Genomic DNA, 21326 nt, shown 5'->3' with positions numbered 1-21326 from the left:
GATCGTACGTACGTTCGAAGCAAGGTGAGGGAGTTCCGTTGTTCATGGTGCCGTGTGGTGATCGCCGATGACATCGACCGATATCTGCTTCCTGGATGCCACCGATCTGGCCGCTCGGATCCGGACGCGGGAGCTCTCCCCGCTGGAGGTCGTCCAGGCGCACCTCGACCGGATCGAGGAGGTCAATCCGAAGCTCAACGCCGTCGTGACGGTGACCGCCGAACAGGCCCTCGACGCTGCGAAGGCGGCACGGGAGGCGGTCTCCCACAACAGGCCGCTGGGACCGCTGCACGGCGTCCCGTTCACCATCAAGGACTCGCTCGATTCGGCCGGCGTCCGCACCATGCGTGGCTCGCACCTGTTCGCCGCACACGTCCCGGACCGGGACGCAACCACGGTGGCCCGCTTCCGGGCGGCCGGCGCGATCCCGATCGGGAAGACCAACCTGCCGGAGTTCTCCTACTGGACGGAGAGCGACAACCTCCTCTCCGGCCGCTCCCTCAACCCCTGGGACCCGGAGCGCACCCCCGGTGGGTCGAGCGGCGGGGAGTCGGCGGCCATCGCAGCGGGGCTGTCGCCGATCGGCCTCGGCAGCGACGTCGCGATCTCGATGCGCGGACCGGCCCACTACACCGGCATCGTCGCGCTCAAGGCGACCCACGGCCGGATCCCCTTCACCGGCCACTGGCCGGACATCCTGCGCCGCTACTGGCATGTGGGCCCGATGGCCCGCAGCGTCCGGGACATCGAGGCGGCCTACGCGGTACTCGCCGGCCCCGATGGACTGGACGGCTATGCCGTGGACGTCCCGGTCGCCGCCGGGTCCGCAGAGGCTCCGGCCGCGCGGGAGGGCTTGCGGGTCGGGTGGCTGGTGCAGCCCGGCTTCGGCCCGGTGGACCCCGCGGTGGCGGCGACCGTGACCGCCGCCGCGGAAGCGCTCGCTGACGCCGGCTGCGACGTGGAGGAAGTGCGCGTGCCGGAGCTGGAGGCCTGCGACTGCACGCAACTGAGCGCCACTCTCTTCCTGCCGGAGATCCTGCCGTACTTCAAGGAGCACACGGCGGGCCGGGAGGACGAGCTGCACGCGGTGCTCCAGCACACACTGTCGCTGCCGGACGTCCCGCTGGGCGATTACGTGACGGCGCAGCGCACCGTCGAAGCACTCAAGTCGGCGTTCTCGGCGTACTTCGAACGCTACGACGCACTCCTGTGCCCGGTCGTGACCATGCCCGCACCCCCGCACGGCCAGACCGAGTACGTCGTCGACGGGGAGACGGTGCCCGCCTGGAACGTCATGCGCGCCACCGTTCCCTTCAACCTGACCGGCCTGCCGGCACTCTCCGTCCCCTTCGGTGCAAGCCCCGAGGGACTGCCGATCGGCGTGCAGCTCGTGACCAAGTGGTACGCCGAGGACGCGCTGCTCCACCTCGGCGCCCTACTGGAGTCCGCCAGCCCGGTCCGCGAACGACACCCGGCCCTGTGAACCCCGCGCCATCAGCTGGTCGGCCAGGCAAGGAGGGTTGACGGGGCTTCATGCTCACTTGTCCGGCCGCCGTCCGGCCGGCACCGCGTCGACGAGTTCGCCGTTGATGCCGGACCTGGATGCCGAAAGGGCACCTACGGAAATCCGTAGGTGCCCTTCGCGCTGGTGCCCCCGGCAGGATTCGAACCTGCGACACCCGCTTTAGGAGAGCGGTGCTCTATCCCCTGAGCTACGGAGGCATGGGATTGGACCCCTGACAGCGTAGCTGATGCGTTCGTTGGAGATCGCTTGTGTGGGGGGATAGGGGGTGGTGGGCGTGGCCCGGGGGTGGGGGCGCCCACCGTCGCGGGGTCAGCCGCCGATGTGCCAGCTGACTGTGCCGTCCGTGGTGGCGAGGAGGGCGAGGAGCAGGAGGTCGGTGGCGCCGAGGGTGAGGCCGAGGAGGGCGCGGCCGCGGCGGGTGGTGCCGCGGGTCAGGGCCAGGGTGCCGAGGACCAGGGCGCAGGGGCCGAGGAGGAGGTTGAGGACCAGGGTGCCGAGCAGGCCGAGGATGAAGGAGGCCACGGCCATGCCGTCCGCGTGGCGGCGGAGGGGGGAGGTGGCCGGGTCGGCGGCCTGAGTCGGGTCGGCAGTCCGGGCCGGCTCGGCGGTCTGGGTCGCGTCGGCGGCGGCCTGGGACGGCTTGGCGGCCTCAGCAGGCTTGGTGGCCCGGTTCGGCTGGGCCGGCTGGGCCGGAGTTGTTGGCCGGAGGGCTTCGCTGAGCGTGGTCATCGGGAGGTCACCTCGTTGTTGTGGCGGCGTTCGCGGAGGAAGAAGACGAGCAGCCAGCCGGCGATGGCGGCGGCCGCGACGAGGGTGACCGGGACGGGGAGGTGTGCCGCGGTGCCCAGCAGGATCCCCATCAGGAGGAGGGCTGCGACGAGGAAGAGCATGATCTTCCTTTCCGATTCCAGAGGACAGTTGTTCACTCAGTTCCTCCAGTCTACGACCGCCGCCGGGTGGAGTAGTTCGGAGAACGGTTGTTTACTGGATGACATGAGTCACAGTCTTGGAGTCCGGCAGGCCCAGAAACAGAAGACCCGTCAGGCGTTGCTCGACGCGGCGCTCGGGCTGCTGGAGGAGCAGAGCCTGAGCAGCCTGGGGTTGCGGGAGGTCACGCGGGTGGTGGGGGTCGCCCCGACCGCGTTCTACCGGCACTTCCGGGACATGGGGGAGCTGGGCGTCGCCCTGGTCGAGGAGGCGTTGGGGAGTCTGCATGTGATGGTGCGGGCGATCCTCGCGGAGCAGGACGGGGCCGAGGAGCGGATCGACCGTACGGTCGCGGTCGTGCAGCAGCATGTGCGGCACCATCCGCTGCACATCCGGTTCGTGGCGCGCGAGCGGCATGGCGGGGTGCGGGATGTGCGGCTGGCCATCGCGGGGGAGCTGGACCGGTTCGCGGAGGAGGTCGCGGCGGCGCTCAAGTCCCAGCCGGTGTCGGAGGGCTGGCGCGATGATGATGTGCGGATGCTGGCCGAGCTGTATGTGGACCGGTTGGTGACGACGGCTGCGGCGCTGCTGGATGCCGAGGCGGACGGTGCGGAGGGGGCGGCCGAGCAGGTCGTACGGGTGGCGCGGCGTCAGCTGCGGCTGATCAGCGTCGGACGGCGGCACTGGCTGGCGGAGGGGAGGGGGAAGGGAGAGGAGGGCGCGGGGTAGGCGTTAGGCGCGTGCCGGGGTTACCCGTACGCGGTAGGTGCCGTCCGGGTTTTCGGTCAGGACCGTGATGGCTGCGCCGGTGGTGCGGTCGGTGTAGGTGTCGCCGGGGCGGAAGGTGGCGTCGGTCAGTTCCGGGTCGACGTATTTGTTGTCGCGGTAGCAGCCGCCGCTGTGCGGGGTGGCGTCCACGATGCGGAGGGGGCCGCGGCCCGAGGGGACGTGGGTGGCGACGCGGTAGATGAGGACGCCGGGGCGGCAGACCGTCGGGTCCAGCAGGCCGCGGGTGCGGGCCTCGGCCACCAGGGCGGTGTGCGGGGACGTCGGGATGACGACGATCTTTGTGCCGCCGCGGGCGGAGACCGGGGTGAGGGTGTGTTCGCCGGGTGTCCCGCGATGCGGGACGCAGTGCACCTGATCGGCGGAGAGCCAGCCGAGTTTCCACTTGTGCCAGCCGACGAAGTCATTGCTCGGCCCCCAGTCCTCGTCCATCGGGTCCCAGTGCCCCGCGGGGGGCGGGGCGTCGCGGCCGTCCGTGAAGTAGAGGTCGGGCAGGCCGAAGCTGTGGGCGTTCTCGTGGTTGAGGACACGGAAGGCGCTCAGCCCGGATTGCCGGCTCCAGATGAACGACGCGTTCCGGAACGGCACCCCGTCGGCGGTCCGCAGCCCCATGTCGCCACCGCTGAAGGTGACCGAAAGGACCGTACGGGTGGCGGGCGGCCCCGCGTTGGGGGTGGCGATGATGTTGATGACGTCGTAGTCGCGGAAGTCGACGAGGGGGTCGACGGCGCGTACGACTTCCCGGGAGAGGGCGTGGTAGCCGCCGTCCGAGGCCGGGTCGAAGCCGGCGCCGCGCTGGATGCCGTACGCCGCGACCGGCCGGGACATACGGATCCACCGGAGCAGCGGCCTGGGGCGGTAGGTCAGCCTGCCGTACGAGCTGGTGCGGAAGTAGTCCGTCGCGGCCGGGAAGAACTCGGCGAAGCGGTCGCCGGGGGACATCGTGGCGTGGGCGTCCGGGAAGTCGATGAAGAGGGTGAGGGCCTCCACGACGCCGGACGAGCGGGAGAAACCGGCGGGGGTCCCGGCGGATTCGGCGACGTCGTCGCTGATGCCGCGCAGCGCACACGGGCCGCGCGGCGGGGCGCCGGGCACCGAGGGTATGGCCACGGCGCTGGGCGGTGAGCCCAGGGCTATCGCCGCGGCGGCGGTGGCCGCGCCGGCGGCCAGGACCGCGGATACCTTGTGCTTCATACCGATCACCTTGGGTCGGCGGGTGATCGCTCGCGCGCGGGATTACGTCAACTGGAGTCATGGCGGGGTGGGGTGGGGTGCGCGGCACGTGGTCGCGCCCGGGAGGGACTCCGGGGTCGGCCCGGTGTGAGCGGAGCGCGGCGCCGGGGCAAGGGCGGACGCGACGAGAAGGGCTGGCCCCACGGCTGGGGCGGACGCGGCCGGCAAGGGCGGGCCCCACGGCTGGGGCGGACGCGGCCGGCAAGGGTGTGGTTCAGGTCACGTGCGCCCGTGAAATATCCGGGGACGGTGTCCCCGTTTAACCAGGCGTCCGGGTGAAACGGGGAGCCGGTCCCCGGTTCGTGCGGGTCGTCGAGACCGCACCCGGGCCGGCCGCCGAGAGGCACCGACAGATGAGGGGAGTGAGCTGCCGTGACCGCCGTCGCCGCATGCGTGAAGTCCGGGGAGCAGGAGCAGCAGCCCCGGCTGCGGGCCGATGCGCTGCGCAACCGGGAGCGGATCATCGCGGCCGCCCGCGAGACGATGGTCGAGTTCGGGGCCGAGGTCCCGCTCGATGAGATCGCCCGGCGCGCGGGTGTCGGCAATGCGACGCTCTATCGTCACTTCGCGGATCGCCTGGAGTTGATCCACCACGTCACGCTGTCCGTCATGTCCCGTACCGCGGACCGCGCGGAGAGCGCCCTCGCCGAGGAGTCCGATGCCTTCCAGGCGCTGAGGCGCTTCGTCCGCGCCGCGGTGGAGGAGCGGATCGGGGCGTTGTGCCCGCTGCTCGCCGACGGCGTCGACCGCGACCACCCCGATCTGTGCGCCGCACGGGATCGTCTGGAGGCGGGCGTCGAGGCCGTCATGGCCGCCGCCCGCGACAGCGGTCAGCTGCGCACCGACATCGCCGTCGGTGATCTGATGGTCGCGCTCACCCAGCTCACCCGGCCGCTGCCGGGCAGCCGCTGTGCGAACTTCGACCAGTTCGTGCACCGGCATCTGCAACTGTTCCTGGACGGTCTCCAGGCCCCCGCCCGCTCCGAACTTCCCGGCGCCGCCGCCACTTTGGATGACTTGAGGCGCCGTTCGTAAACCGGCGGGCCCTGCACCGCCGACCGTCACCCCCGTCCCGTCTTCGCTCCCTTTCGCTCACTGCACCAGTAGGTGGATCCCGCCATGCCTGAAACCGTCCCGTCCGTCGATCCCCGGCGCTGGAAAGCGCTGATATTCATCGCTCTCGCCCAGCTGATGGTCGTGCTCGACGCGACCATCGTGAACATCGCGCTGCCCTCCGCCCAGCAGGACCTCGGTATCACCGACGCCAACCGGCAGTGGGTGATCACCGCCTACGCACTGGCCTTCGGTGGGCTGCTGCTCTTCGGCGGGCGCGTCGCCGACCTGTGGGGACGGAAGCGGACCTTCATCATCGGGCTCGTCGGCTTCGCGGTCGCCTCCGCGCTCGGCGGGGCCGCGGCCAACCAGGAGATGCTGCTCGGCGCGCGTGCCCTCCAGGGTGTCTTCGGTGCGCTGCTGGCGCCGGCCGCGCTGTCGCTGCTCGCGGTGACCTTCACCGAGGCCAAGGAGCGGGCCAAGGCGTTCGGCATCTTCGGCGCGATCGCCGGTGGCGGCGGCGCCGTGGGGCTGATCCTCGGCGGGGTGCTGACCGAGTACATGAACTGGCGCTGGACCTTCTTCGTCAACATCCCGTTCGCCGTGGTCGCCGCGACCGGTGCCTACCTGGTCATCCGTGAGCCGGCCGGGAGCCGTAACCCGTCCCGGCTGGACATCCCCGGCGTCATCCTGGCCACCCTCGGCCTGGTCTCGCTGGTCTACGGGTTCACCCGCGCCGAGTCGGACGGCTGGCTGGCCGGCCCGACCCTCGGCCTGTTCGCCGCGGCGGCCGTGCTGCTGCTGGCGTTCGTGCTGGTCGAGGCCAGGGTGAAGGCCCCGCTGCTGCCGCTGCGGGTGCTCACCGACCGGAACCGCGCCGGTGTCTACGCCTCGCTGGGCCTGGCCGTGATCGGCATGTTCGGTCTCTTCCTCTTCCTGACCTACTACCTCCAGATCGTGAAGGGCTACACGCCGGTCACCACCGGTCTGGCCTTCCTCCCGATGATCGTCGGCATGGTCACCGGCTCCACGCAGATCGGCGCCCGGCTGATGACCCGCGTCCGGCCGCGGCTGCTGATGGCGCCCGGTTTCACGGTCGCCGCGCTCGGCATGCTGGTGCTGACCCAGATCGACCTGGACACGTCCTACCCGGCGCTGATCCTGCCCGGCTTCCTGCTGATGGGCCTGGGCATGGGTACGGCGTTCATGCCGGCCATGTCGCTGGCCACGCACGGTGTCCAGCCGCGCGACGCCGGTGTCGCCTCCGCCATGGTCAACACCTCGCAGCAGGTCGGCGGCGCGATCGGTACGGCCCTGCTGAACACCATCGCGGCCAGCGCCACCACCGCCTATGCCACCTCGCACGCGGCCGGTGCCCGCTCGGCCGACCTGCTCAAGCTCCAGTCGATGGTGCACGGCTACAGCACCGCCATCTGGTGGGCGGTCGGCATCCTGGCCCTGGCCGGCGTGATCGCCTTCACCTTCATCAACACCGGGCGGCCGGGTGCCGGTTCGCCGGCGGCTTCCTCGGCCGAGGGCGAGAGCACGGTCCTGGGCTCGTCGGAGGGTGAGGGCGAACTCCAGGTGCCGGTCATGGCGCACTGAGGGGGCGGTTACGGGCCGGACCGCAACGGCCTCGGGCCGGGGACTGGACCGTACGGCGCCGGGCGGGGGGCCGGGCCCGGCCGTGGCTTCTCCGCCCGCCGCGCGACCTGCCCCGGCCGCCCCACGCTCACCCAGGCGTCGGCCTCTCCCGGTTCCGCTGATCCGTCAGCGCAGCCAGGGGAGGTCGGCGCCTTTCGGTTGCAGTCCTTCGGTCATCACTTGGCATATCTCGGCGAGTTGGCCGACCTGCTCCGGGGAGAGGCGGTCGAAGATCGCGGAGCGTACGGCGGCGACATGTCCGGGGGCGGCCTTCTCCAGGACCCGCATCCCCTCATCCGTGAGAAGGGCGTTCTGGCCCCGCTTGTCGGACGGGCAGTTCTCGCGCCGTACCCAGCCGTTCTTCTCCAGGCGCGCGACCGCATGCGAGAGCCGGGAGCGGGTGATCTTGGCGTTCTGAGCCAGCTCGGTCATCCGCATCCGGCGCCGCGGTGCCCGGGAGAGCTGGACGAGCAGGCCGTAATAGACGTGCGGCATTCCCGCGTCCCGTTGCAGCTGGCGGTCGAGGTGGTCCTCCAGGAGCGTGGTGGCGTGGAGGTAGCACTGCCAAGCGAATTGCTCCTCGTCGCTGAGCCAGCGTGGCTCGGCTGCGGGTTCGTTGCTCATACCATCCACTCTCTCACCACTCGGAGAGTTATTTAAGTTTTAACAACGTCGAATTATGCCCAAATCCTGACACTTGAAACTTCAAGTATATGGTCCTGTCGATGCCGCGGTCATCCGCACCACCACTGCCCAGTGTGACGCTGTGAGGCGGTGATGTCCGTAACGGGCGGCCCACGATCTGGCGGCACCTGTGCTGCGACCGTCAGCCGGCCTTGTCGATCAGCGCCAGGGCGTTCACGGCGGCCGACAGGGCGCGGGTGTCGCCGTCCTCGGAGGTGGCTGCGACGTCCAGAGCGGTGTCGGCGAACTTGATCGCATGCGCGTCGCCGTGGGTGACCGCCCGCGCGAAGACCTCCTCGGGCGTGAGCCCCTCGGCGCCCGGTGCCGGGCGCGGGGTGTCCGCGGCGTAGAGCGCGGTGAGAGCGGAGGCCGCCGTCCAGGCCACCGCGAACGAGCTGGTCCACAGCTCCCGGGGGAGCGCGGGCAGGGTGCGCAGCACCGCGTTCGGCGCGGTGGCGGCGTGCACCAGCAGGATCGCGTCACCGTGGCCGTGGTCCGCGTAGTTGAGGGTGGCGGCCCGTACGAGCGCGGTCAGGCCCTCGCGTGCGGCTTCGGGGTCCTCGGGGACGTGCAGCGATTCGGTGGTGCTCAACCAGCCGGAGAGGTGCGGGAGTTGGGCGTAGCCGTTCAGGGGCGTCAGGTCCCGCTCGGTGATACGGGGGAGGGCGGCCAGGGCCTCGGCCGGGGTGGCGCTGCCCCGGGGGCGCACCGTGGTGGGCAGGAGCAGATGGCGGGCGGCCCAGTAGCCGAGGGCGTGCGCGAGCTCCGCGATCCGTGCCTCGTCCTCCCCCTCCGTCAGCAGGCTGCGTACGGCATGACCCACGCGGATCACGGGGTGGGTGGCGGCGCCGGCGATACCGGGCAGCAGCCGCGGCCACCACGCGGCGAGGAGCTCGCGCCAGGGGTGCTCGGCGATCTGCTCGGTGAAGTAGCCGGTCCAGTCGGTGACCCGGCCCGGATCGCCCAGCGCCTGCTGCCAGTTGGCGTCGGTGATACGGGCGCGGGGAACCGGTACGTCCTCCAGCCTCTGCGCGTAGGTGTCGAGCCAGCGGTGGACGGTCCGGGCCTGGCCGTTGCGGACCATGGCTTCGACGGCCATCGGACCGTGGTTGCTCAGATAGCCCCCGAACTCGGGGCCGGCGGTGTGCAGTCGTAACAGGGCTTCGTCGAGGGTGCCGTTCGTCGTCTCCATGGCCCGAGGCTAGGTCGGCGTGAAGGCGTCCCGTAACGGGCTTCCGGCCTACACCGGTGGTCTTCGCGGCCTACGCCACCGGCCTCGACGGCTTACGGCGCCGGTCGTAAGACTGCTGCTGAGGGCGGTCGCGGGGGGAGGGGGGCGTGCGCCTGCGGCGCGGTGCGGTGGTGTTCCGGGTCCGGTGTCCCGAGCCCGGTGCCCCGAGTCCCGTGTTCCGAGCCCGCGTTCCGGCTCCTGTGTCCCGCGAAGGACGGCGCACCGCGGCTCACCGGTCTGGAAGGCGGACTTCCGCCACGGGGAACTGTGGCTGGGGATGATGACCGGCTCGCGCAAGGTGGCCGATCTGCGGCGCGACCCCCGGTTCTCGCTGCATGCCAATCCGGGGCCGCGCACCATCCGGCGGACCTCCAACGACCCGGCGCAGCAGGGGGAGCGAGGGGGCGGGGGCTGGGCTCAGCGGACGTCGCGGGCCCCGGAGCGGCCGTCGTCCGGTGCGAGGTGCCAGCTGATGACGCGGCGCGGGTGGACGCGGATCACGTCGTTGCTGAAGAAGTCGGGGGCCATCGGCGGCGCGTCGAGGGTCAGTAGTTCGGCGCGGCCGCGGATCTCCACGCCGCGGCCCCAGCCGGGCGCGACCGGGTCGTCGGCCGGGGCCATGTCGTCGATGAGCAGGGAGACTTCGGGGCGGGCCTGGGCGTTGCGGTACTTCTGGCTGCGCCGCAGTGCGGGCCCGCCGATGTCGAGGGTGTCGTCGTCGTTCAGCACGAAGCCGACCGGGCGTACCTGGGGCCCGCCGTCCGGCCCTACGGTCGCCAGCCGGGCCAGCGGCTGACCGGCGAGGTAGGCGCGCTCCGTGGGAGTGAAGACCTTCCCGGTGGTACCGGGGGCGGACGCCGTCGCGGCGGGCGGGGCGGCGGCGGCCGGTGCCGGGGTGTTCGGTGCCGAGGTGTCGGGGGTGTGCGGCGTCGAGCCGTGGGAGGGCGTCGTCATATCGCTGACGCTAGGACCTCAAGTGCAATTGAGGTCAAGGGGCGGGCCCCTTCAGTGGGTGGCCACCGGCAGGCGGTGGGCCCGGTCGCCCCGGTGACGGTGGTGCTCGTGCGGCCGGTGGAGGCCGTGGGGCTCGCGGGTGCGGTGGGTGCGGAAGATGTACAGGGAGGCGACGAACATCACGGCGCCCATGGTGAGGCCGAAGGCGCACGACTTCAGGATGGCTTCGCCGCCGAGGCTGTAGACCCAGCCCATCGAGCAGCCGAAGAGCGCACCGTAGGCGGCCGCCCGGGTCTCGGTGATCAGGGTCGACTGGAAGTGGGCCACCAGCAGGCCCAGTACGCCCGACACCACCGCCCCGGCCAGCCCGTACAGCATGGCCGGGCCGCCCTTGATGCCGGCGGTGTGCGTGCGGAAGATGATGAAGCAGCCGAAGGCGAGCGCCGTGATGATCGGCAGCGTCACCGTCGCCGGGATGTGCCTGGCCCGCTCCTTCATGCCGGCCATCCCCGAGGCCCGCGGGAGCGCGGGGGCGTCGGTGGTCGCGCCGTGTTCGGGTTCGACGGTGCCGTGGGAGCGGGCGGCCCTCGCGCCGTGCCGCTGGGCGTGCTGGTCCATGGCGGGCTCCTCTCGGTTTCCCCCGCTGCCCCTCCCGTCCAGGCGACACCCGGGCGCCGCCCGCGGCAACCGGAACGGCGGGCGGCCGGGCCGGGGGCGGCGCGGGGAGCCGGTGACCGGCGGGTTCAGCCGAGGTCCTTCTGGTACCAGGCCACGTCCCAGTAGCGGTCGAACTTGCGGCCCACCTCCGTGAACGTACCGATGTGCCGGAAGCCGAAGCGGGTGTGAAGGCGGTGGGAGGCCTCGTTCGGCTGGGCTATCCCGGCGTAGGCGCGGTGCACGTCCTCGTCGGCCAGCGCCTCGAACAGGGCCGTGTACAGGAGCGTGCCGATGCCGCGGCCGGTGGCGCGCGGGGCGCAGTAGACGGTCACCTCGACGGACGGGGCGTAGGCCGCCTTGGGGCGGAACGCGCTGCTGGTGGCGTAGCCGAGCAGCGCACCGACGGGGTGTCCGGGCCCGGGGGCCGCCGAGCCTGCGGAGGGGCCGTGCGCCGGACCGTTGTGCGGGTTTTTCGTCCGTTCTGTCGCCTCTTGGGCAACCAGAAGGCGGTGCGGGCCGTCTTTGGGGTGGGAGAGCAGCCACGGGCGGCGCTGGTCCGGAGTGAAGGGCTCCAGGTCGAACGTGATGGAGGTCTCACGGATGAAGTGGTTGTAAAGATCGGTAAGGGCCGGCAGGTCCGCTTCGGTGCCCGCTCTGACCTGCGCTTCCCCGTGTCGTTGCAGCATCTGGCCTCCTAAATGGAGCCGCAGGGTACTGCATGATCAGAAAAATAGCGGGGCCTCCTGGGAATTCTGTCCGGATTCCAGCCGTTGTTTCCTTCGGACGGGCCACGCGGCGAGCATCGGTTTCGATGCCACCACCCGGCCCGCCCACCGTCCCGCGACCGACTCATCGCAAAGGGAGCACACGCATGGCAACCCGTGCCGTCGCCCGCCGTCAGGAAAGCCGCAGCGGTTCTGACGGGGCCAAGAGCGTTCGCGCCGTAGGCGGGGAGATCGCCGACCGCGACCTGGTCGGCATGTACCTCGACGAGATCGCGCGTACGCCACTGCTCGACGCGGCCAAGGAGGTGGAGCTGTCCCAGACCATCGAGGCGGGTGTCTACGCCCAGCAGATCCTGGACGGCGAAGTCACCGACGGCAATGCCGCAGGCGCCGGCCGCGAGGAGCTGGCCGCGCTGGTCGAGGAGAGTGCCCGGGCCAAGGACGTCTTCATCCGTTCCAACCTCCGCCTGGTGGTGGCCGTCGCCCGCCGCTACCCGCGCGCCGGGCTTCCCCTGCTGGACCTGATCCAGGAGGGCAACGCCGGTCTGGTGCGTGCCGTGGAGAAGTTCGACTACGCCAAGGGCTTCAAGTTCTCGACCTATGCGACGTGGTGGATCCGCCAGGCCATCACCCGCTCCATCGCCGACCAGTCGCGCACGATCCGGCTGCCCGTGCACCTCGTCGAGGAGCTGGGCCGGATACGCCGGGTGCAGCGCGAGTTCAACCGTGAGAACGGCCGGGACCCGGAGCCGGCGGAGGTCGCCGGCGAGCTGGGCTCCACGCCCGCCCGTGTCACCGACGTACTCGACTGGGCGCGCGACCCGGTCAGCCTCAACATGTCGGTGGACGACGACGGCGACACCCAGTTCGGCGATCTGCTGGAGGACACCTCCGCGGCCTCGCCCGAGCAGTCCGTGCTCACGCTGCTGCGCAGCGAGGAGCTGGAGGACCTGATCGACCGCCTCGACCACCGCACCGCCTCGATCATCAAGGCCCGCTACGGCATCGATGACGGCCGCGAGCGCACGCTGACCGAGGTCGGCAAGCAGCACGGCCTGACCCGCGAGCGGATCCGCCAGATCGAGAAGCATGCGCTGCTGGAGCTGAAGCGGATGGCGCACGACACGGGATTCGACGCGGCCGCGTAGCGAGCGCGCGGGTGCGCCCGCCGAGACCCGAGGCGCGGTCTGTGACGGACGAGCCCCGGCGCCCTTCGAGGCGCCGGGGCTCCGTTGCGTCCGGAGCCGCGGACAGCGCCGACCCGCCTCCGACGCGATGTCCGTTTGAGTCTGCCTGACGCCCGGATCTGTTTACTTTGCAGAAAACCGGGCGTAGTGTCGCGCTGGAACCACAGGCTCGGGCATGAACGGACACACGCTGATGTACGCACCGGAGCGCCAGCAGGAGATTCTGCGGCTCGCCCGTGAGGGCGGCCGGGTCGATGTGCTCTCCCTCGCGGAGGAGTTCCAGGTCACCGCCGAGACCGTGCGGCGCGATCTGAAGGCCCTGGACCGGGCCGGACTGGTGCGCAGGGTGCACGGCGGAGCCATCCCCGCCGGCCGGCTGGACTTCGAGCCCGACCTCGCCGAACGGGACGCCGTCGCCGCCGACGAGAAGCAGCGCATCGCCCGGGCCGCGCTCGCCGAGCTCCCCGGCGGCGAAGGCGGCATCGGCAGCTCCGGGAGCGTGATCCTGGACGCCGGCACCACCGCCGCCCGGCTCGCCGCCGAGATCCCGCTGGAGGCCGAGCTGACCGTCGTCACCCACGGTCTGCCGGTCGCCGCGCGGCTGGCCGACCACCCCGGGCTCACCCTGCACCTCGTGGGCGGCCGCATCCGGCGCCGTACGCGGGCCGCGGTCGACGACTGGGCGTTGCGTGCCTACCGCGAGATCAACGCAGATGTGCTGTTCCTCGCGACCAACGGCTTCTCCCCCGACGGCGGCCTGACCACCCCCGACCTCGCGGAGGCCGCCGTCAAGCGGACGCTGATCGCCGCCGCCCGCCGGGTCGTCCTCCTCGCCGACTCCGCCAAGTTCGGGCAGCAGCACTTCGCCCGCTTCGGCGAGCTGTCGGACGTGGACCTGCTCATCACCGACACCGGTCTGAGCCCCGACGACGCCCTCGCCATCGAGCGCGCGGGCACGGAAGTAGTACGCGCATGATCCTCACCGTCACCCCCAACCCGAGCCTGGACCGTACGTACGAGATCCCGGCGCTGGATCGCGGGGCCGTGCTCCGGGCCACCGGCGACCGGATCGACCCCGGCGGCAAGGGCGTCAATGTCTCGCGCGCGGTCGCCGCCGCCGGACACCGCACCCTCGCCGTACTCCCGGTCGGCGGACCCGCCGGCGGGGCGCTGGCCGGGCTGCTGAGCGCCGAGGGCATCGAGGTGGCGGGGGTGCCGGTGGCCGGCCAGACCCGTTCCAACATCTCCGTCGCCGAACCCGACGGCACCCTCACCAAGATCAACGCGACCGGCCCCGAGCTGTCCGCCGAGGAGTCGCAGGAGCTGCTCGCCACGGTCGGCGAACGGGCCGTGGGCGCCGACTGGATCGCCTGCTGCGGCAGCCTCCCGCGCGGTCTGGCCCCCGAGTGGTACGCGGAGCTGGTCGCCCGCACCCACCGGGTCGGCGCCCGGATCGCCCTGGACACCTCGGGCCCCTCGCTGACCGCGGCGCTGCGCGAACGCCCCGACGTCGTCAAGCCGAACGCCGAGGAGCTCGCCCAGGCCGTCGGCCGCCCGCTCACCACCCTCGGCGACGTGGTCAAGGCCGCCGAGGAACTGCGCGCCTGGGGCGCCCGCGCCGTACTGGCCTCCCTGGGGGCCGACGGCCAGCTCCTGGTCGACGAGGAAGGCGCCTACTACGGCAGCGCCCCGGTCGCCGCCGTCCGCAGCAATGTCGGCGCGGGCGACGCCTCACTGGCGGGCTTCCTCACCGCGGGCGGTACGGGCCCGCGGGCGCTGGCCGTCGCCCTGGCCCACGGCGCGGCCGCCGTCCAGCTCCCCGGCAGCCAGATGCCGACCCCCGCCGACCTGGACACCTCCGCGGTCCGCATCACCGACGCGATGCCGTTCGACCGCCTGCTGACGGAGCCGGTGCCGTGAGGGGGGTGGCGGGGGACGCGGGTGCGGTGACCGCTGCTTCTGCTGTCGTCCCGAACCCTCCGCCCCCCTGGGACCACCTGGTTCCTCGCGAACTCCTGGTCCCCTGCGCCCCCTCGGCACCTACCGGGCGCCGCCTCAGCCACCCCCCGTTCCGTCCCCGCCGCCCCCGCGGCGGTACCGCGCGCAAGGGAGCCCGTGATGAGTGAGCTGATCACCGCGGAACTGGTCGACCTCGACCTGTCCGCAGAAACGAAGCAAGCCGCCGCACGGTCCCTGGCCGAGCGGATGGCCGCCTCCGGTCGCGTCACCGATCTGGAGGGCTTCCTCGCGGATGTCGCCGCACGCGAGGCCCAGATGCCGACCGGCCTGGACGGCGGGATCGGCATTCCGCACTGCCGCAGCGCACACGTCCCGGAACCGACGCTGGCCTTCGGACGCAGCGCGGGGTGGCGTACGCCTTCGCGGTCGGCGGCCTCGCCAACCCCAACGAGGGCAGCCTCAAGGTCATGGCCGCGGTGATGGCAGCCGGGATGGTCCCGCCGCTGGCGATGGCGCTGGCCACGACCGTCCGGGGCCGGCTCTTCACCAAGGCCGAACGGGAGAACGGCAAGGCGGCCTGGGTGCTCGGGGCTTCCTTCATCACCGAGGGCGCGATCCCCTTCGCCGCAGCCGACCCGCTGCGCGTCATCCCCTCCGCGATGGCCGGCGGCGCGGTCACCGGCGCCCTGTCGATGGCCTTCGGCTGCACCCTCCGCGCCCCGCACGGCGGCATCTTCGTCGTCCCCCTGATCGGCCAGCCCTTCCTCTACCTGCTCGCCATCGCCGCGGGCACGGGCGTCAGCACGGCCCTCGTCATCCTCCTCAAGGGCCTGCGCAAGCCGTCCCCCACCCACCCGGCACCCGCACCGGCCGACGACGAGGCCGGGGTTCCGGCCGCCGCCTGATCCCTGCCGCCTCTGTCTGCCGTTTCCCTGCCCGGGCCCCTGGCGGACCACTACCGTGCGTATTCCGGCCCTTACGGGAATGGGCCAGGAATTGGGCGCGAATGCCGCTTGTAGGCGGTACTTCTGCGCCACGCACCGTTAGTTCCACACCTTCCACGGAGGAGGTCGCCATGCCGCCCAGGCGAGCGGTCACCGGTCGGAGCCAGGAGCCGCGCCGGCGCTACGTAGAAGAGCTGCGATTACTACGCACCGAGAAAGGCATCAGCCTCCGGCAGCTCGGCGAGGCGCTGGGGTGGGACTGGTCGTTGTTTGGGAAGATGGAGAGCGGGCAGGCGATCGGCGGCCCCGAGGTCGCCGAGGCGCTGGACCAGTACTACGGCACGCCGAGGTTGCTGCTGACACTGTGGGAGTTGGCGGCTGCCGATCCCACGCAGTTCAAGGAGCGGTACCGCCGCTATATGACCTTGGAAGCGGAAGCGCTGAGCTTGTGTCACTACGCGGTGAGCATTCTGCCTGGCCTGCTCCAGACGGAAGGTTACGCACACGACGTACTCGTGGTGGGTGGCACGAAAGGCGAAGAGCTGACACGGCAGGTCGAAGCTCGCGTGGGGCGCCGCAAGCTGCTCATGGGGGACGATGCGCCACCCTTCCGGACCATCCTGTCCGAGGCCGTGTTGCGAACACCGTTGGACGATGCCGAGGAGTGGCGAAAGCAGCTTACGCACTTGGCAGAGGCGGCTGAGCGCCCGAACCTCACCCTTCAGGTGCTCCCTCATGACGCTGGCCCGCACGGCTTGGTCAGTACCGCTGTGATGTTTCTGCGACTGCCGGACGGCCGCACGGTTGCCTATACGGAGAACGCCCACCGTGGCGAACTCATCGAGGAAACCAGCTCTGTTGAGCGTCTGCAACGCGCGTACGATGCGGTGCGTGACCTGGCAATGAGCCCGGCCGAATCGCGGAAATTCGTCATGCGGATGTTGGAGGAAGTGCCGTGCGAGCCATCGACCTGAGCAACATCACCTGGCGCAAGAGCACGTACAGCAACCCGGACGGCGGCGAGTGCATCGAGGTCTCAGACGACCTCCTGGCCACCGCCACCTGGCGCAAGTCCAGCCACAGCAACCAGGACGGGGGCAACTGCATCGAGGTGGCCGACGGCTTCCCCGCCCTCGTCCCCGTCCGTGACAGCAAGGACCCCCACGGCCCCGCCCTCCTCTTCGAGGCGCCCGCATGGGCATCCTTCGTCACCGCCGTGAAGCACGGCGCACTTCCCGGCGCCTGAACGTCACGCCCTCGGTCCCAGAAGACCGGCCCGCAGACCGGCCCCCGTCGCTCGCCCGCGACGGGGGCCGTGGCACGGTGGCGATGGCCGATGGGCAGCCGCTGACGGACTGCCCCGGCCAGCCGCCGACGGCCGTCCCCTCGCCTGGGCGGGGAGCGGTCCTGTACGGACAAGGCGGTGGCCGGCCCCCTACCAGGGACCGGCCACCGCCTTCAGCTGTGCTCCGCGGGTGCGCCGTCCGTCAGACCGCGCTGCCCTGCTGCCACTCGGACCAGGACATGTTCCAGCCGTTGAGGCCGTTGTCCGGCTTGACGGTCTCGTCCTTCGAGTTCTTCACGATGACGACATCGCCGATCAGCGACTCGTTGAAGAACCACTTGCCGTCGGTGTTGCCCCCGCCGCCCTTGTTGTCCTGTAGGCCGACGCAGCCGTGGCTGGTGCCGGCCTGGCCGAAGATGGACGGGGAGCCCCAGTAGTTGCCGTGGAGGAAGGTGCCGGAGGCCGAGAGCCGCATGGCGTGCGGGACGTCAGGGATGTCGTACTCGCCCTTGCCGTCCTTGTTCTTGAAGCCGACCGTGGAGCCGTCCATGCGGGTCTGCTCGAACTTCTCCGAGATCACCATCTGGCCGTTGTAGGTCGGGTTCTCGGGGCTGCCGCCGGAGATCGCGACGTTCTTGAGGGTCTTGCCGTCCCGCTTGACCGTCATGTGCTGGGTGTTCATGTCGACCGTGGAGACCTGCGAGCGCCCGATGGTGAAGGACACCGTCTTGGACTGCACACCGGTGATGCCCTGGCCGCCCTTCACCCCCTCCAGGTCGATCTTCATGGTGACCTTGGAGTTGGCCTGCCAGTAGTCCTCGGGACGGAAGTCCAGGCGCTGGGCGCCGAACCAGTGGCCGACGACCTTCTGGCCGCTGCTGGAGGTCACCGTGATGTGGGACTGGACGTCCTTCTTGTTGGTGATCGCCTTGTCGAAGTTGAAGGACACCGGCATGCCGACGCCGACGGTCTTGCCGTCGTCGGGGGTGTAGCTGCCGATGAAGCTGTTGGCCTGGGAGACCGTCGTGAAGGTGGCGTTCTCGGTGGCGGCGCGGCCCTTGGCGTCCTTGGCCTTCACCACGATCTTGTACTTGGTGCCGCGCTCCAGCTGGACGCCGGGCTTCCAGGACGTGCCGTCGGACGATATGGCACCGGCGACGTCCTTGCCGGATTCGGCTTCGGTGAGCTTCACCTCGGTCAGCTTGCCGCCGGTGGCCTTCACGCCGGTGTCGTTGATGCTGGCGTTGGTGGCGCCGTCGTCCGACGAGACCTTGATCTTGACGTCGGAGGCGTTCTTGGCGGCCGCGGCGTCCGCGCCGGCCTGGCCGTTCTTGCCGTCGTTGTTGCCACCGGCCGAGGCGTCCCCGCCACAGGCGGACAGGGTCAGCGCGCCGGCGGCGAACAGGGCCGTCACGGCGAGCGTGCGGCGCATCCGCCGGTTACGGCGCGGCGCGCCCGGCGCCGGCTGCTCGGCAGACGGGAGCAGCTGGTGGGGGGTGCGGGACCGAGCGGGCGCGGGGATGTCCGGCGTTGTCACGAGCTGCTCCATAACAGGGGTGTTGTGTTTCCGTGCTGCTAAACAGCACGAGCGGGCGGATTTGGTTGCGGGTACGGCTCTCTTGTGATGAAGGTCACATGCGCGGCGGCAAGGGGTCGTCGGACGGCCCCGACAGCCAGGTTCGCAGTGCCGTGCCGTGTTCGTCCAGGCGGGGTGGAGCGAAGGGTTGGGCCACCGGCGTCCCCGAAAGGCGGAGTGGGCTGGTGACTTGGGGGACGCGCCCCTCGCCGACCGGCGTCACCGGATCGAGACCGAGGCGCGCCGCCAACTCCAGGGCCTCGGAGACGGTGTTGACCGGACCGCACGGCACGGACACGGCGGTCAGCCGCTCGGTCCAGCCGTGCGGAGTGTCGGAGGCCAGCCGCCCTTCCAGCGCTTTGATGAGATTTGTGCGGTTTTGCACCCGGTCCTCGTTGCGGGCGAACCGGAGATCCTCGGCGAGTTCCGGGGCGCCCAGCGCCCGCGCCAGCTCCCGGAACTGACGGTCATTGCCCACCGCCACCGCCAGCAGCTGCCCGTCATGGCAGGCCAGCGTCTCGTACGGGGCGATGCTCGGATGGCGATTGCCCATCGGGCCCGGATCGCGGCCGGTGGCCAGATGGCCGGACGCCTGATTGACCAGCGAGCCCAGCAGCGACGAGAGCAGATTGACCTCGACCAGCTGGCCCTGACCGGTGCGATCGCGGTGGCGCAGTGCCGCCAGGATGCCCGTGGTGGCGTCCTTCGCGGTCAGCACGTCCACCAGCGCGACGCCTGCCTTCAGCGGGGTGCCGCCGGGCTCGCCGGTGATGCTCATCAGCCCGCCGACAGCCTGCACGACGAAGTCGTAGCCGGGCAGCTGAGCGCCCTCGCCGGAGCCGAAGCCGGTGATCGTGCAGTGCACCAGGCCCGGGTTGGCGGCGCGGGTGGCGGTGTGGTCCAGGCCGTAGCGGGCGAGCGAGCCGGGGCGGAAGTTCTCGATCAGTACGTCGGCCCGGCGCGCCAACTCGCGGGCCGCGGCCGCGTCGTCCGGGTCGCCGAGATCCAGTGCCAGGCCGCGCTTGGAGCGGTTCGCGGCGTCGAAGTACGCGGCCGTTCCGCGCCGCGGTGCGCCGCCCTCGCGCGAGGACGGTTCCACACCGGAGGGGGAGTCCGCACCGGACGGGAGGTCTGCGGCGAACGGGGGGTCCGCGCCGAACGGCGGGCCCCAGGCGCGGGTGTCGTCACCGATGCCCGGCCGCTCCACCTTGATCACCTCGGCGCCGAGGTCGGCGAGTGTCGCGGCGGCCAGCGGTCCGGCCAGCACCCGGCTGAAGTCTGCGACGAGGATGCCGTCCAGGGCGCGGGCGGGCGGTGCACCGGGCCGGGTGGCGTCGGCAGGCCCGGGGGCGGCGTCGGCGGGCGGCCGGGGCTGTGGCCGGTGCGGCTGCGGCACGTGCGTACTCCTCACGTCGCGGACGGGTGACGTCATCGTCCGGGACGATCTTCGCCGGGCGGAAGCTTCCGGGGTGTCCAACGGGGCAGGGGCAACCCTGCCGGGGCGGCCTCATGGGGTGGCGCCTTCATGGGTCGTGCCGGGAATGTGGCGATATGTCATAGGAGATGTGTCACTTCGGGACGTACGGCCCAAGATCTCCTGTCGGAAGTCCCGAAGCGTGGTGTCTACTGGCCTCCGGGCTGTTTCTTTCGGATCGGCCCGGATCAGTCCGCGGCGTCCACCGACAAGTCCTGGCCCCCAGCGCCTCACCCCTCCGGGAGGACCACATGCTTCCCTCCGCTTCGATTCTCCAGCAGATCGGCCTCGGCGTCTTTGTCGCCGTGGGCGTCATCTGGGCCATCGGGATCACCAGACTGCTGCGACGGGGCCGGTACGAGGCCGCCCTGCGGCGGGACCAGCGGGAGATGCGGGCACGGTACGCGTCGCGGGGACGCTTCGCACCAGGTGGCTCGTTCGCCGCACCCGGGCCGGAGGAACTGCCCGGGGTGGGGCTGCCCGCACAGCCGGAGCTGCTCGGATCGGTACCGCGGCAGACCGGGCCGGGCGGGCCGCCGTCGGAGTGCGTGGAGCTGAGTGCCGCCGAGCGGGCGGCTTTCGAGGGGCTCGTACGGCAGCTCAGCAGCCGTAGTTGAGCCGGTTGTAGGGCGTCGGCTGTAGTGGCGCCAAGTCGTGGTGGCGTCGGCTGTAGTGGCGCCCGGTCGTGGTCGCGACGGCTGTAGTTGAGCCGGTCGTCTTCGAGCTGGTCGTCTGCGAGCCGGTCGTAGTTCTTGCGCCCGCCGTGGGGGGCCGGGTGGAGGGACCGGCCGCGTGGGCCGGCCCCGGGTTCAGCGGATCGGGCCCAGCCGCAGCAGGGCCAGGGCGGCCAGCATCTGTACGGAGACCGCGGCCGCCGACTTCCACGTCGACAGATGGTGCTGGCCCCGTATGAGCAATATCGCGAGGACATAGCCGAAGCCCCACGTCGTCCAGGTCGCGGCCTGGACGAAGGTGGCGTCGGTCGGCAGCCAGGCGGCGATCGCCAGCCGCGGCAGATCCGTCACCCAGAAGAGCACGATGAACAGGCTCGCGGTCGGCGCGAAGCGGCCTATGCCGCCCAGCGTGCGGGCGATCGCATGGGCAACCGCGCCCAGCACGAAGCTGGCGGCCAGCACCCCCGCCTCGGCCAGCCCGATGAGCTGGAGACCCGCGGTGTGGTCGACGGCCCACTGGGTGTGGAACGCGTCCACCGACAGCACCCCGATGGCGCCGCTGATCAGCGACAGCAGCACCGCCGCACCCCAGGCGCTGCGGTCCCGCGCCTCGTCCAGCACCTCCACCGGGCGGTACCAGAGCCCGAATATCAGCCGGTGCCACCACAGTCGGCGACGGGGCGCCGGCTTGCGGGGGGCCGACTGGACGAGCGTGGGCGGTGGCGGCGGGGGAGGCGGTGAGGGGGGCGGTGCGGACATAAGCCGTTTCTATCACCGGCCATTCCGGGGTGGCGCGGGGGCGTCGAGC

At 71.3% G+C, this 21326-nt stretch carries 22 protein-coding genes, 1 tRNA gene and 2 pseudogenes; 13 read left to right on the top strand and 12 right to left on the bottom strand.

What is annotated here, in order from left to right; translation table 11 throughout:
• Positions 1-67: 67 nt before the first annotated feature.
• Positions 68-1483 (top strand): amidase, encoded by a 1416-nt coding sequence (locus QT196_RS16935; RefSeq protein ID WP_168479762.1) that lies wholly within the window; start codon positions 68-70, stop codon positions 1481-1483.
• Positions 1484-1646: 163 nt separating this feature from the next.
• Here QT196_RS16935 and QT196_RS16930 read toward each other — a convergent pair.
• The 3 genes from QT196_RS16930 to QT196_RS16920 form a co-directional block, all read right to left on the bottom strand.
• A tRNA-Arg gene (locus QT196_RS16930) sits at positions 1647-1722 on the bottom strand.
• Between the two features lie 112 nt (positions 1723-1834).
• Positions 1835-2254 (bottom strand): hypothetical protein, encoded by a 420-nt coding sequence (locus tag QT196_RS16925; RefSeq protein WP_290355185.1) that lies wholly within the window; start codon positions 2252-2254, stop codon positions 1835-1837.
• The gene (locus QT196_RS16920) at positions 2251-2415 is read right to left on the bottom strand and encodes a hypothetical protein (protein ID WP_290355184.1); all 165 of its coding nucleotides are present in this window, start codon (positions 2413-2415) and stop codon (positions 2251-2253) included. Before QT196_RS16920 ends, QT196_RS16925 begins: the two co-directional genes overlap by 4 nt.
• A gap of 103 nt (positions 2416-2518) precedes the next feature.
• On the opposite strand from QT196_RS16920, the gene QT196_RS16915 reads away from it, so the two are divergent.
• On the top strand, positions 2519-3181 hold the full coding sequence (locus QT196_RS16915; RefSeq protein WP_168479758.1) for a TetR family transcriptional regulator: 663 nt from the start codon (positions 2519-2521) through the stop codon (positions 3179-3181).
• Positions 3182-3184: 3 nt separating this feature from the next.
• Here QT196_RS16915 and QT196_RS16910 read toward each other — a convergent pair whose 3' ends face one another.
• A complete protein-coding gene (locus QT196_RS16910; RefSeq protein ID WP_168479756.1) occupies positions 3185-4432 on the bottom strand; it encodes a M6 family metalloprotease domain-containing protein in 1248 nt (415 codons plus the stop codon).
• 411 nt (positions 4433-4843) lie between these two features.
• Between QT196_RS16910 and QT196_RS16905 the strand changes: the two genes are divergently transcribed.
• Positions 4844-5506 (top strand): TetR/AcrR family transcriptional regulator, encoded by a 663-nt coding sequence (locus QT196_RS16905; protein ID WP_290355183.1) that lies wholly within the window; start codon positions 4844-4846, stop codon positions 5504-5506.
• An 84-nt stretch (positions 5507-5590) separates the two neighbouring features.
• Positions 5591-7129 (top strand): MFS transporter, encoded by a 1539-nt coding sequence (locus QT196_RS16900; RefSeq protein ID WP_168479752.1) that lies wholly within the window; start codon positions 5591-5593, stop codon positions 7127-7129.
• A 165-nt stretch (positions 7130-7294) separates the two neighbouring features.
• On the opposite strand, the gene QT196_RS16895 is transcribed toward QT196_RS16900, so the two are convergent.
• Positions 7295-7792: a MarR family transcriptional regulator gene (locus QT196_RS16895; RefSeq protein WP_042156153.1), complete on the bottom strand. Its 498-nt coding sequence runs from the start codon at positions 7790-7792 to the stop codon at positions 7295-7297.
• Positions 7793-7994: 202 nt separating this feature from the next.
• On the bottom strand, positions 7995-9044 hold the full coding sequence (locus QT196_RS16890; RefSeq protein WP_266738942.1) for a questin oxidase family protein: 1050 nt from the start codon (positions 9042-9044) through the stop codon (positions 7995-7997).
• 198 nt (positions 9045-9242) lie between these two features.
• Between QT196_RS16890 and QT196_RS16885 the strand changes: the two are divergent.
• Positions 9243-9432 (top strand): annotated as a pseudogene (locus QT196_RS16885) (hypothetical protein); the annotation flags it as partial.
• Between the two features lie 68 nt (positions 9433-9500).
• Here QT196_RS16885 and QT196_RS16880 read toward each other — a convergent pair.
• From QT196_RS16880 to QT196_RS16870, 3 genes are all read right to left on the bottom strand, one after another.
• Positions 9501-10037, bottom strand: coding sequence for a PPOX class F420-dependent oxidoreductase (locus QT196_RS16880; protein ID WP_356948473.1), 537 nt, complete (start codon positions 10035-10037; stop codon positions 9501-9503).
• Positions 10038-10088: 51 nt separating this feature from the next.
• Positions 10089-10655: a hypothetical protein gene (locus tag QT196_RS16875; protein ID WP_290355182.1), complete on the bottom strand. Its 567-nt coding sequence runs from the start codon at positions 10653-10655 to the stop codon at positions 10089-10091.
• A 125-nt stretch (positions 10656-10780) separates the two neighbouring features.
• Entirely contained in the window at positions 10781-11380 is a 600-nt protein-coding gene (locus QT196_RS16870) for a GNAT family N-acetyltransferase (protein WP_290355181.1), read from the bottom strand.
• Between the two features lie 185 nt (positions 11381-11565).
• Between QT196_RS16870 and QT196_RS16865 the strand changes: the two genes are divergently transcribed.
• The 7 genes and pseudogenes from QT196_RS16865 (at position 11566) to QT196_RS16835 (ending at position 16755) form a co-directional block, all read left to right on the top strand.
• A complete protein-coding gene (locus QT196_RS16865; RefSeq protein WP_168479743.1) occupies positions 11566-12567 on the top strand; it encodes a sigma-70 family RNA polymerase sigma factor in 1002 nt (333 codons plus the stop codon).
• A gap of 232 nt (positions 12568-12799) precedes the next feature.
• Positions 12800-13582, top strand: a complete 783-nt coding sequence (locus tag QT196_RS16860; protein WP_168483794.1) for a DeoR/GlpR family DNA-binding transcription regulator — start codon at positions 12800-12802, stop codon at positions 13580-13582.
• Complete coding sequence (gene pfkB, locus QT196_RS16855) at positions 13579-14526, top strand: 1-phosphofructokinase (protein ID WP_290355180.1); 948 nt, start codon at positions 13579-13581, stop codon at positions 14524-14526. Before QT196_RS16860 ends, pfkB begins: the two co-directional genes overlap by 4 nt.
• Positions 14527-14724: 198 nt before the next feature.
• Complete coding sequence (locus tag QT196_RS16850; RefSeq protein WP_290355179.1) at positions 14725-15045, top strand: PTS sugar transporter subunit IIA; 321 nt, start codon at positions 14725-14727, stop codon at positions 15043-15045.
• Positions 14973-15470, top strand: a pseudogene (locus QT196_RS16845) (fructose-specific PTS transporter subunit EIIC); the annotation flags it as partial. The gene QT196_RS16850 and the pseudogene QT196_RS16845, both read left to right, overlap by 73 nt.
• Positions 15471-15640: 170 nt before the next feature.
• Positions 15641-16483 carry a helix-turn-helix transcriptional regulator gene (locus QT196_RS16840; protein WP_290355178.1) on the top strand — a complete coding sequence of 281 codons (843 nt, stop codon included), beginning with the start codon at positions 15641-15643 and terminating at the stop codon, positions 16481-16483.
• Positions 16465-16755 carry a DUF397 domain-containing protein gene (locus tag QT196_RS16835; RefSeq protein ID WP_290355177.1) on the top strand — a complete coding sequence of 97 codons (291 nt, stop codon included), beginning with the start codon at positions 16465-16467 and terminating at the stop codon, positions 16753-16755. Before QT196_RS16840 ends, QT196_RS16835 begins: the two co-directional genes overlap by 19 nt.
• 241 nt (positions 16756-16996) lie before the next feature.
• On the opposite strand, the gene QT196_RS16830 is transcribed toward QT196_RS16835, so the two are convergent.
• Positions 16997-18343, bottom strand: coding sequence for an Ig-like domain-containing protein (locus QT196_RS16830; RefSeq protein WP_290355176.1), 1347 nt, complete (start codon positions 18341-18343; stop codon positions 16997-16999).
• A gap of 82 nt (positions 18344-18425) precedes the next feature.
• Positions 18426-19766 (bottom strand): CoA transferase, encoded by a 1341-nt coding sequence (locus QT196_RS16825; RefSeq protein ID WP_266738932.1) that lies wholly within the window; start codon positions 19764-19766, stop codon positions 18426-18428.
• 329 nt (positions 19767-20095) lie between these two features.
• On the opposite strand from QT196_RS16825, the gene QT196_RS16820 reads away from it, so the two are divergent.
• Positions 20096-20461 carry a hypothetical protein gene (locus QT196_RS16820; protein WP_168479733.1) on the top strand — a complete coding sequence of 122 codons (366 nt, stop codon included), beginning with the start codon at positions 20096-20098 and terminating at the stop codon, positions 20459-20461.
• A gap of 192 nt (positions 20462-20653) precedes the next feature.
• On the opposite strand, the gene QT196_RS16815 is transcribed toward QT196_RS16820, so the two are convergent.
• Positions 20654-21277 carry a YIP1 family protein gene (locus QT196_RS16815; RefSeq protein ID WP_248001179.1) on the bottom strand — a complete coding sequence of 208 codons (624 nt, stop codon included), beginning with the start codon at positions 21275-21277 and terminating at the stop codon, positions 20654-20656.
• Positions 21278-21326: the final 49 nt, after the last annotated feature.

It is taken from the genome of Streptomyces sp. P9-2B-2, assembly GCF_030406865.1.
Classification (GTDB): Bacteria; Actinomycetota; Actinomycetes; order Streptomycetales; family Streptomycetaceae; genus Streptomyces; species Streptomyces platensis.
Note: the sequence above shows the minus strand (reverse complement) of the source record. Positions and strands in the feature narration are given on the sequence as shown.

Bases quoted from the DNA above. Each gene is read 5' to 3' on its own strand.
- QT196_RS16850 (WP_290355179.1), top strand. From the start codon at position 14,725: ATGAGTGAGCTGATCACCGCGGAACTGGTCGACCTCGACCTGTCCGCA.
- QT196_RS16925 (WP_290355185.1), bottom strand. From the start codon at position 2,254: ATGACCACGCTCAGCGAAGCCCTCCGGCCAACAACTCCGGCCCAGCCG.
- QT196_RS16830 (WP_290355176.1), bottom strand. From the start codon at position 18,343: ATGGAGCAGCTCGTGACAACGCCGGACATCCCCGCGCCCGCTCGGTCC.
- QT196_RS16910 (WP_168479756.1), bottom strand. From the start codon at position 4,432: ATGAAGCACAAGGTATCCGCGGTCCTGGCCGCCGGCGCGGCCACCGCC.
- QT196_RS16840 (WP_290355178.1), top strand. From the start codon at position 15,641: ATGCCGCCCAGGCGAGCGGTCACCGGTCGGAGCCAGGAGCCGCGCCGG.
- QT196_RS16870 (WP_290355181.1), bottom strand. From the start codon at position 11,380: ATGCTGCAACGACACGGGGAAGCGCAGGTCAGAGCGGGCACCGAAGCG.
- QT196_RS16895 (WP_042156153.1), bottom strand. From the start codon at position 7,792: ATGAGCAACGAACCCGCAGCCGAGCCACGCTGGCTCAGCGACGAGGAG.
- pfkB (WP_290355180.1), top strand. From the start codon at position 13,579: ATGATCCTCACCGTCACCCCCAACCCGAGCCTGGACCGTACGTACGAG.
- QT196_RS16815 (WP_248001179.1), bottom strand. From the start codon at position 21,277: ATGTCCGCACCGCCCCCCTCACCGCCTCCCCCGCCGCCACCGCCCACG.
- QT196_RS16900 (WP_168479752.1), top strand. From the start codon at position 5,591: ATGCCTGAAACCGTCCCGTCCGTCGATCCCCGGCGCTGGAAAGCGCTG.
- QT196_RS16820 (WP_168479733.1), top strand. From the start codon at position 20,096: ATGCTTCCCTCCGCTTCGATTCTCCAGCAGATCGGCCTCGGCGTCTTT.
- QT196_RS16915 (WP_168479758.1), top strand. From the start codon at position 2,519: ATGAGTCACAGTCTTGGAGTCCGGCAGGCCCAGAAACAGAAGACCCGT.
- QT196_RS16920 (WP_290355184.1), bottom strand. From the start codon at position 2,415: ATGCTCTTCCTCGTCGCAGCCCTCCTCCTGATGGGGATCCTGCTGGGC.
- QT196_RS16865 (WP_168479743.1), top strand. From the start codon at position 11,566: ATGGCAACCCGTGCCGTCGCCCGCCGTCAGGAAAGCCGCAGCGGTTCT.
- QT196_RS16875 (WP_290355182.1), bottom strand. From the start codon at position 10,655: ATGGACCAGCACGCCCAGCGGCACGGCGCGAGGGCCGCCCGCTCCCAC.
- QT196_RS16890 (WP_266738942.1), bottom strand. From the start codon at position 9,044: ATGGAGACGACGAACGGCACCCTCGACGAAGCCCTGTTACGACTGCAC.
- QT196_RS16935 (WP_168479762.1), top strand. From the start codon at position 68: ATGACATCGACCGATATCTGCTTCCTGGATGCCACCGATCTGGCCGCT.
- QT196_RS16860 (WP_168483794.1), top strand. From the start codon at position 12,800: ATGTACGCACCGGAGCGCCAGCAGGAGATTCTGCGGCTCGCCCGTGAG.
- QT196_RS16880 (WP_356948473.1), bottom strand. From the start codon at position 10,037: ATGACGACGCCCTCCCACGGCTCGACGCCGCACACCCCCGACACCTCG.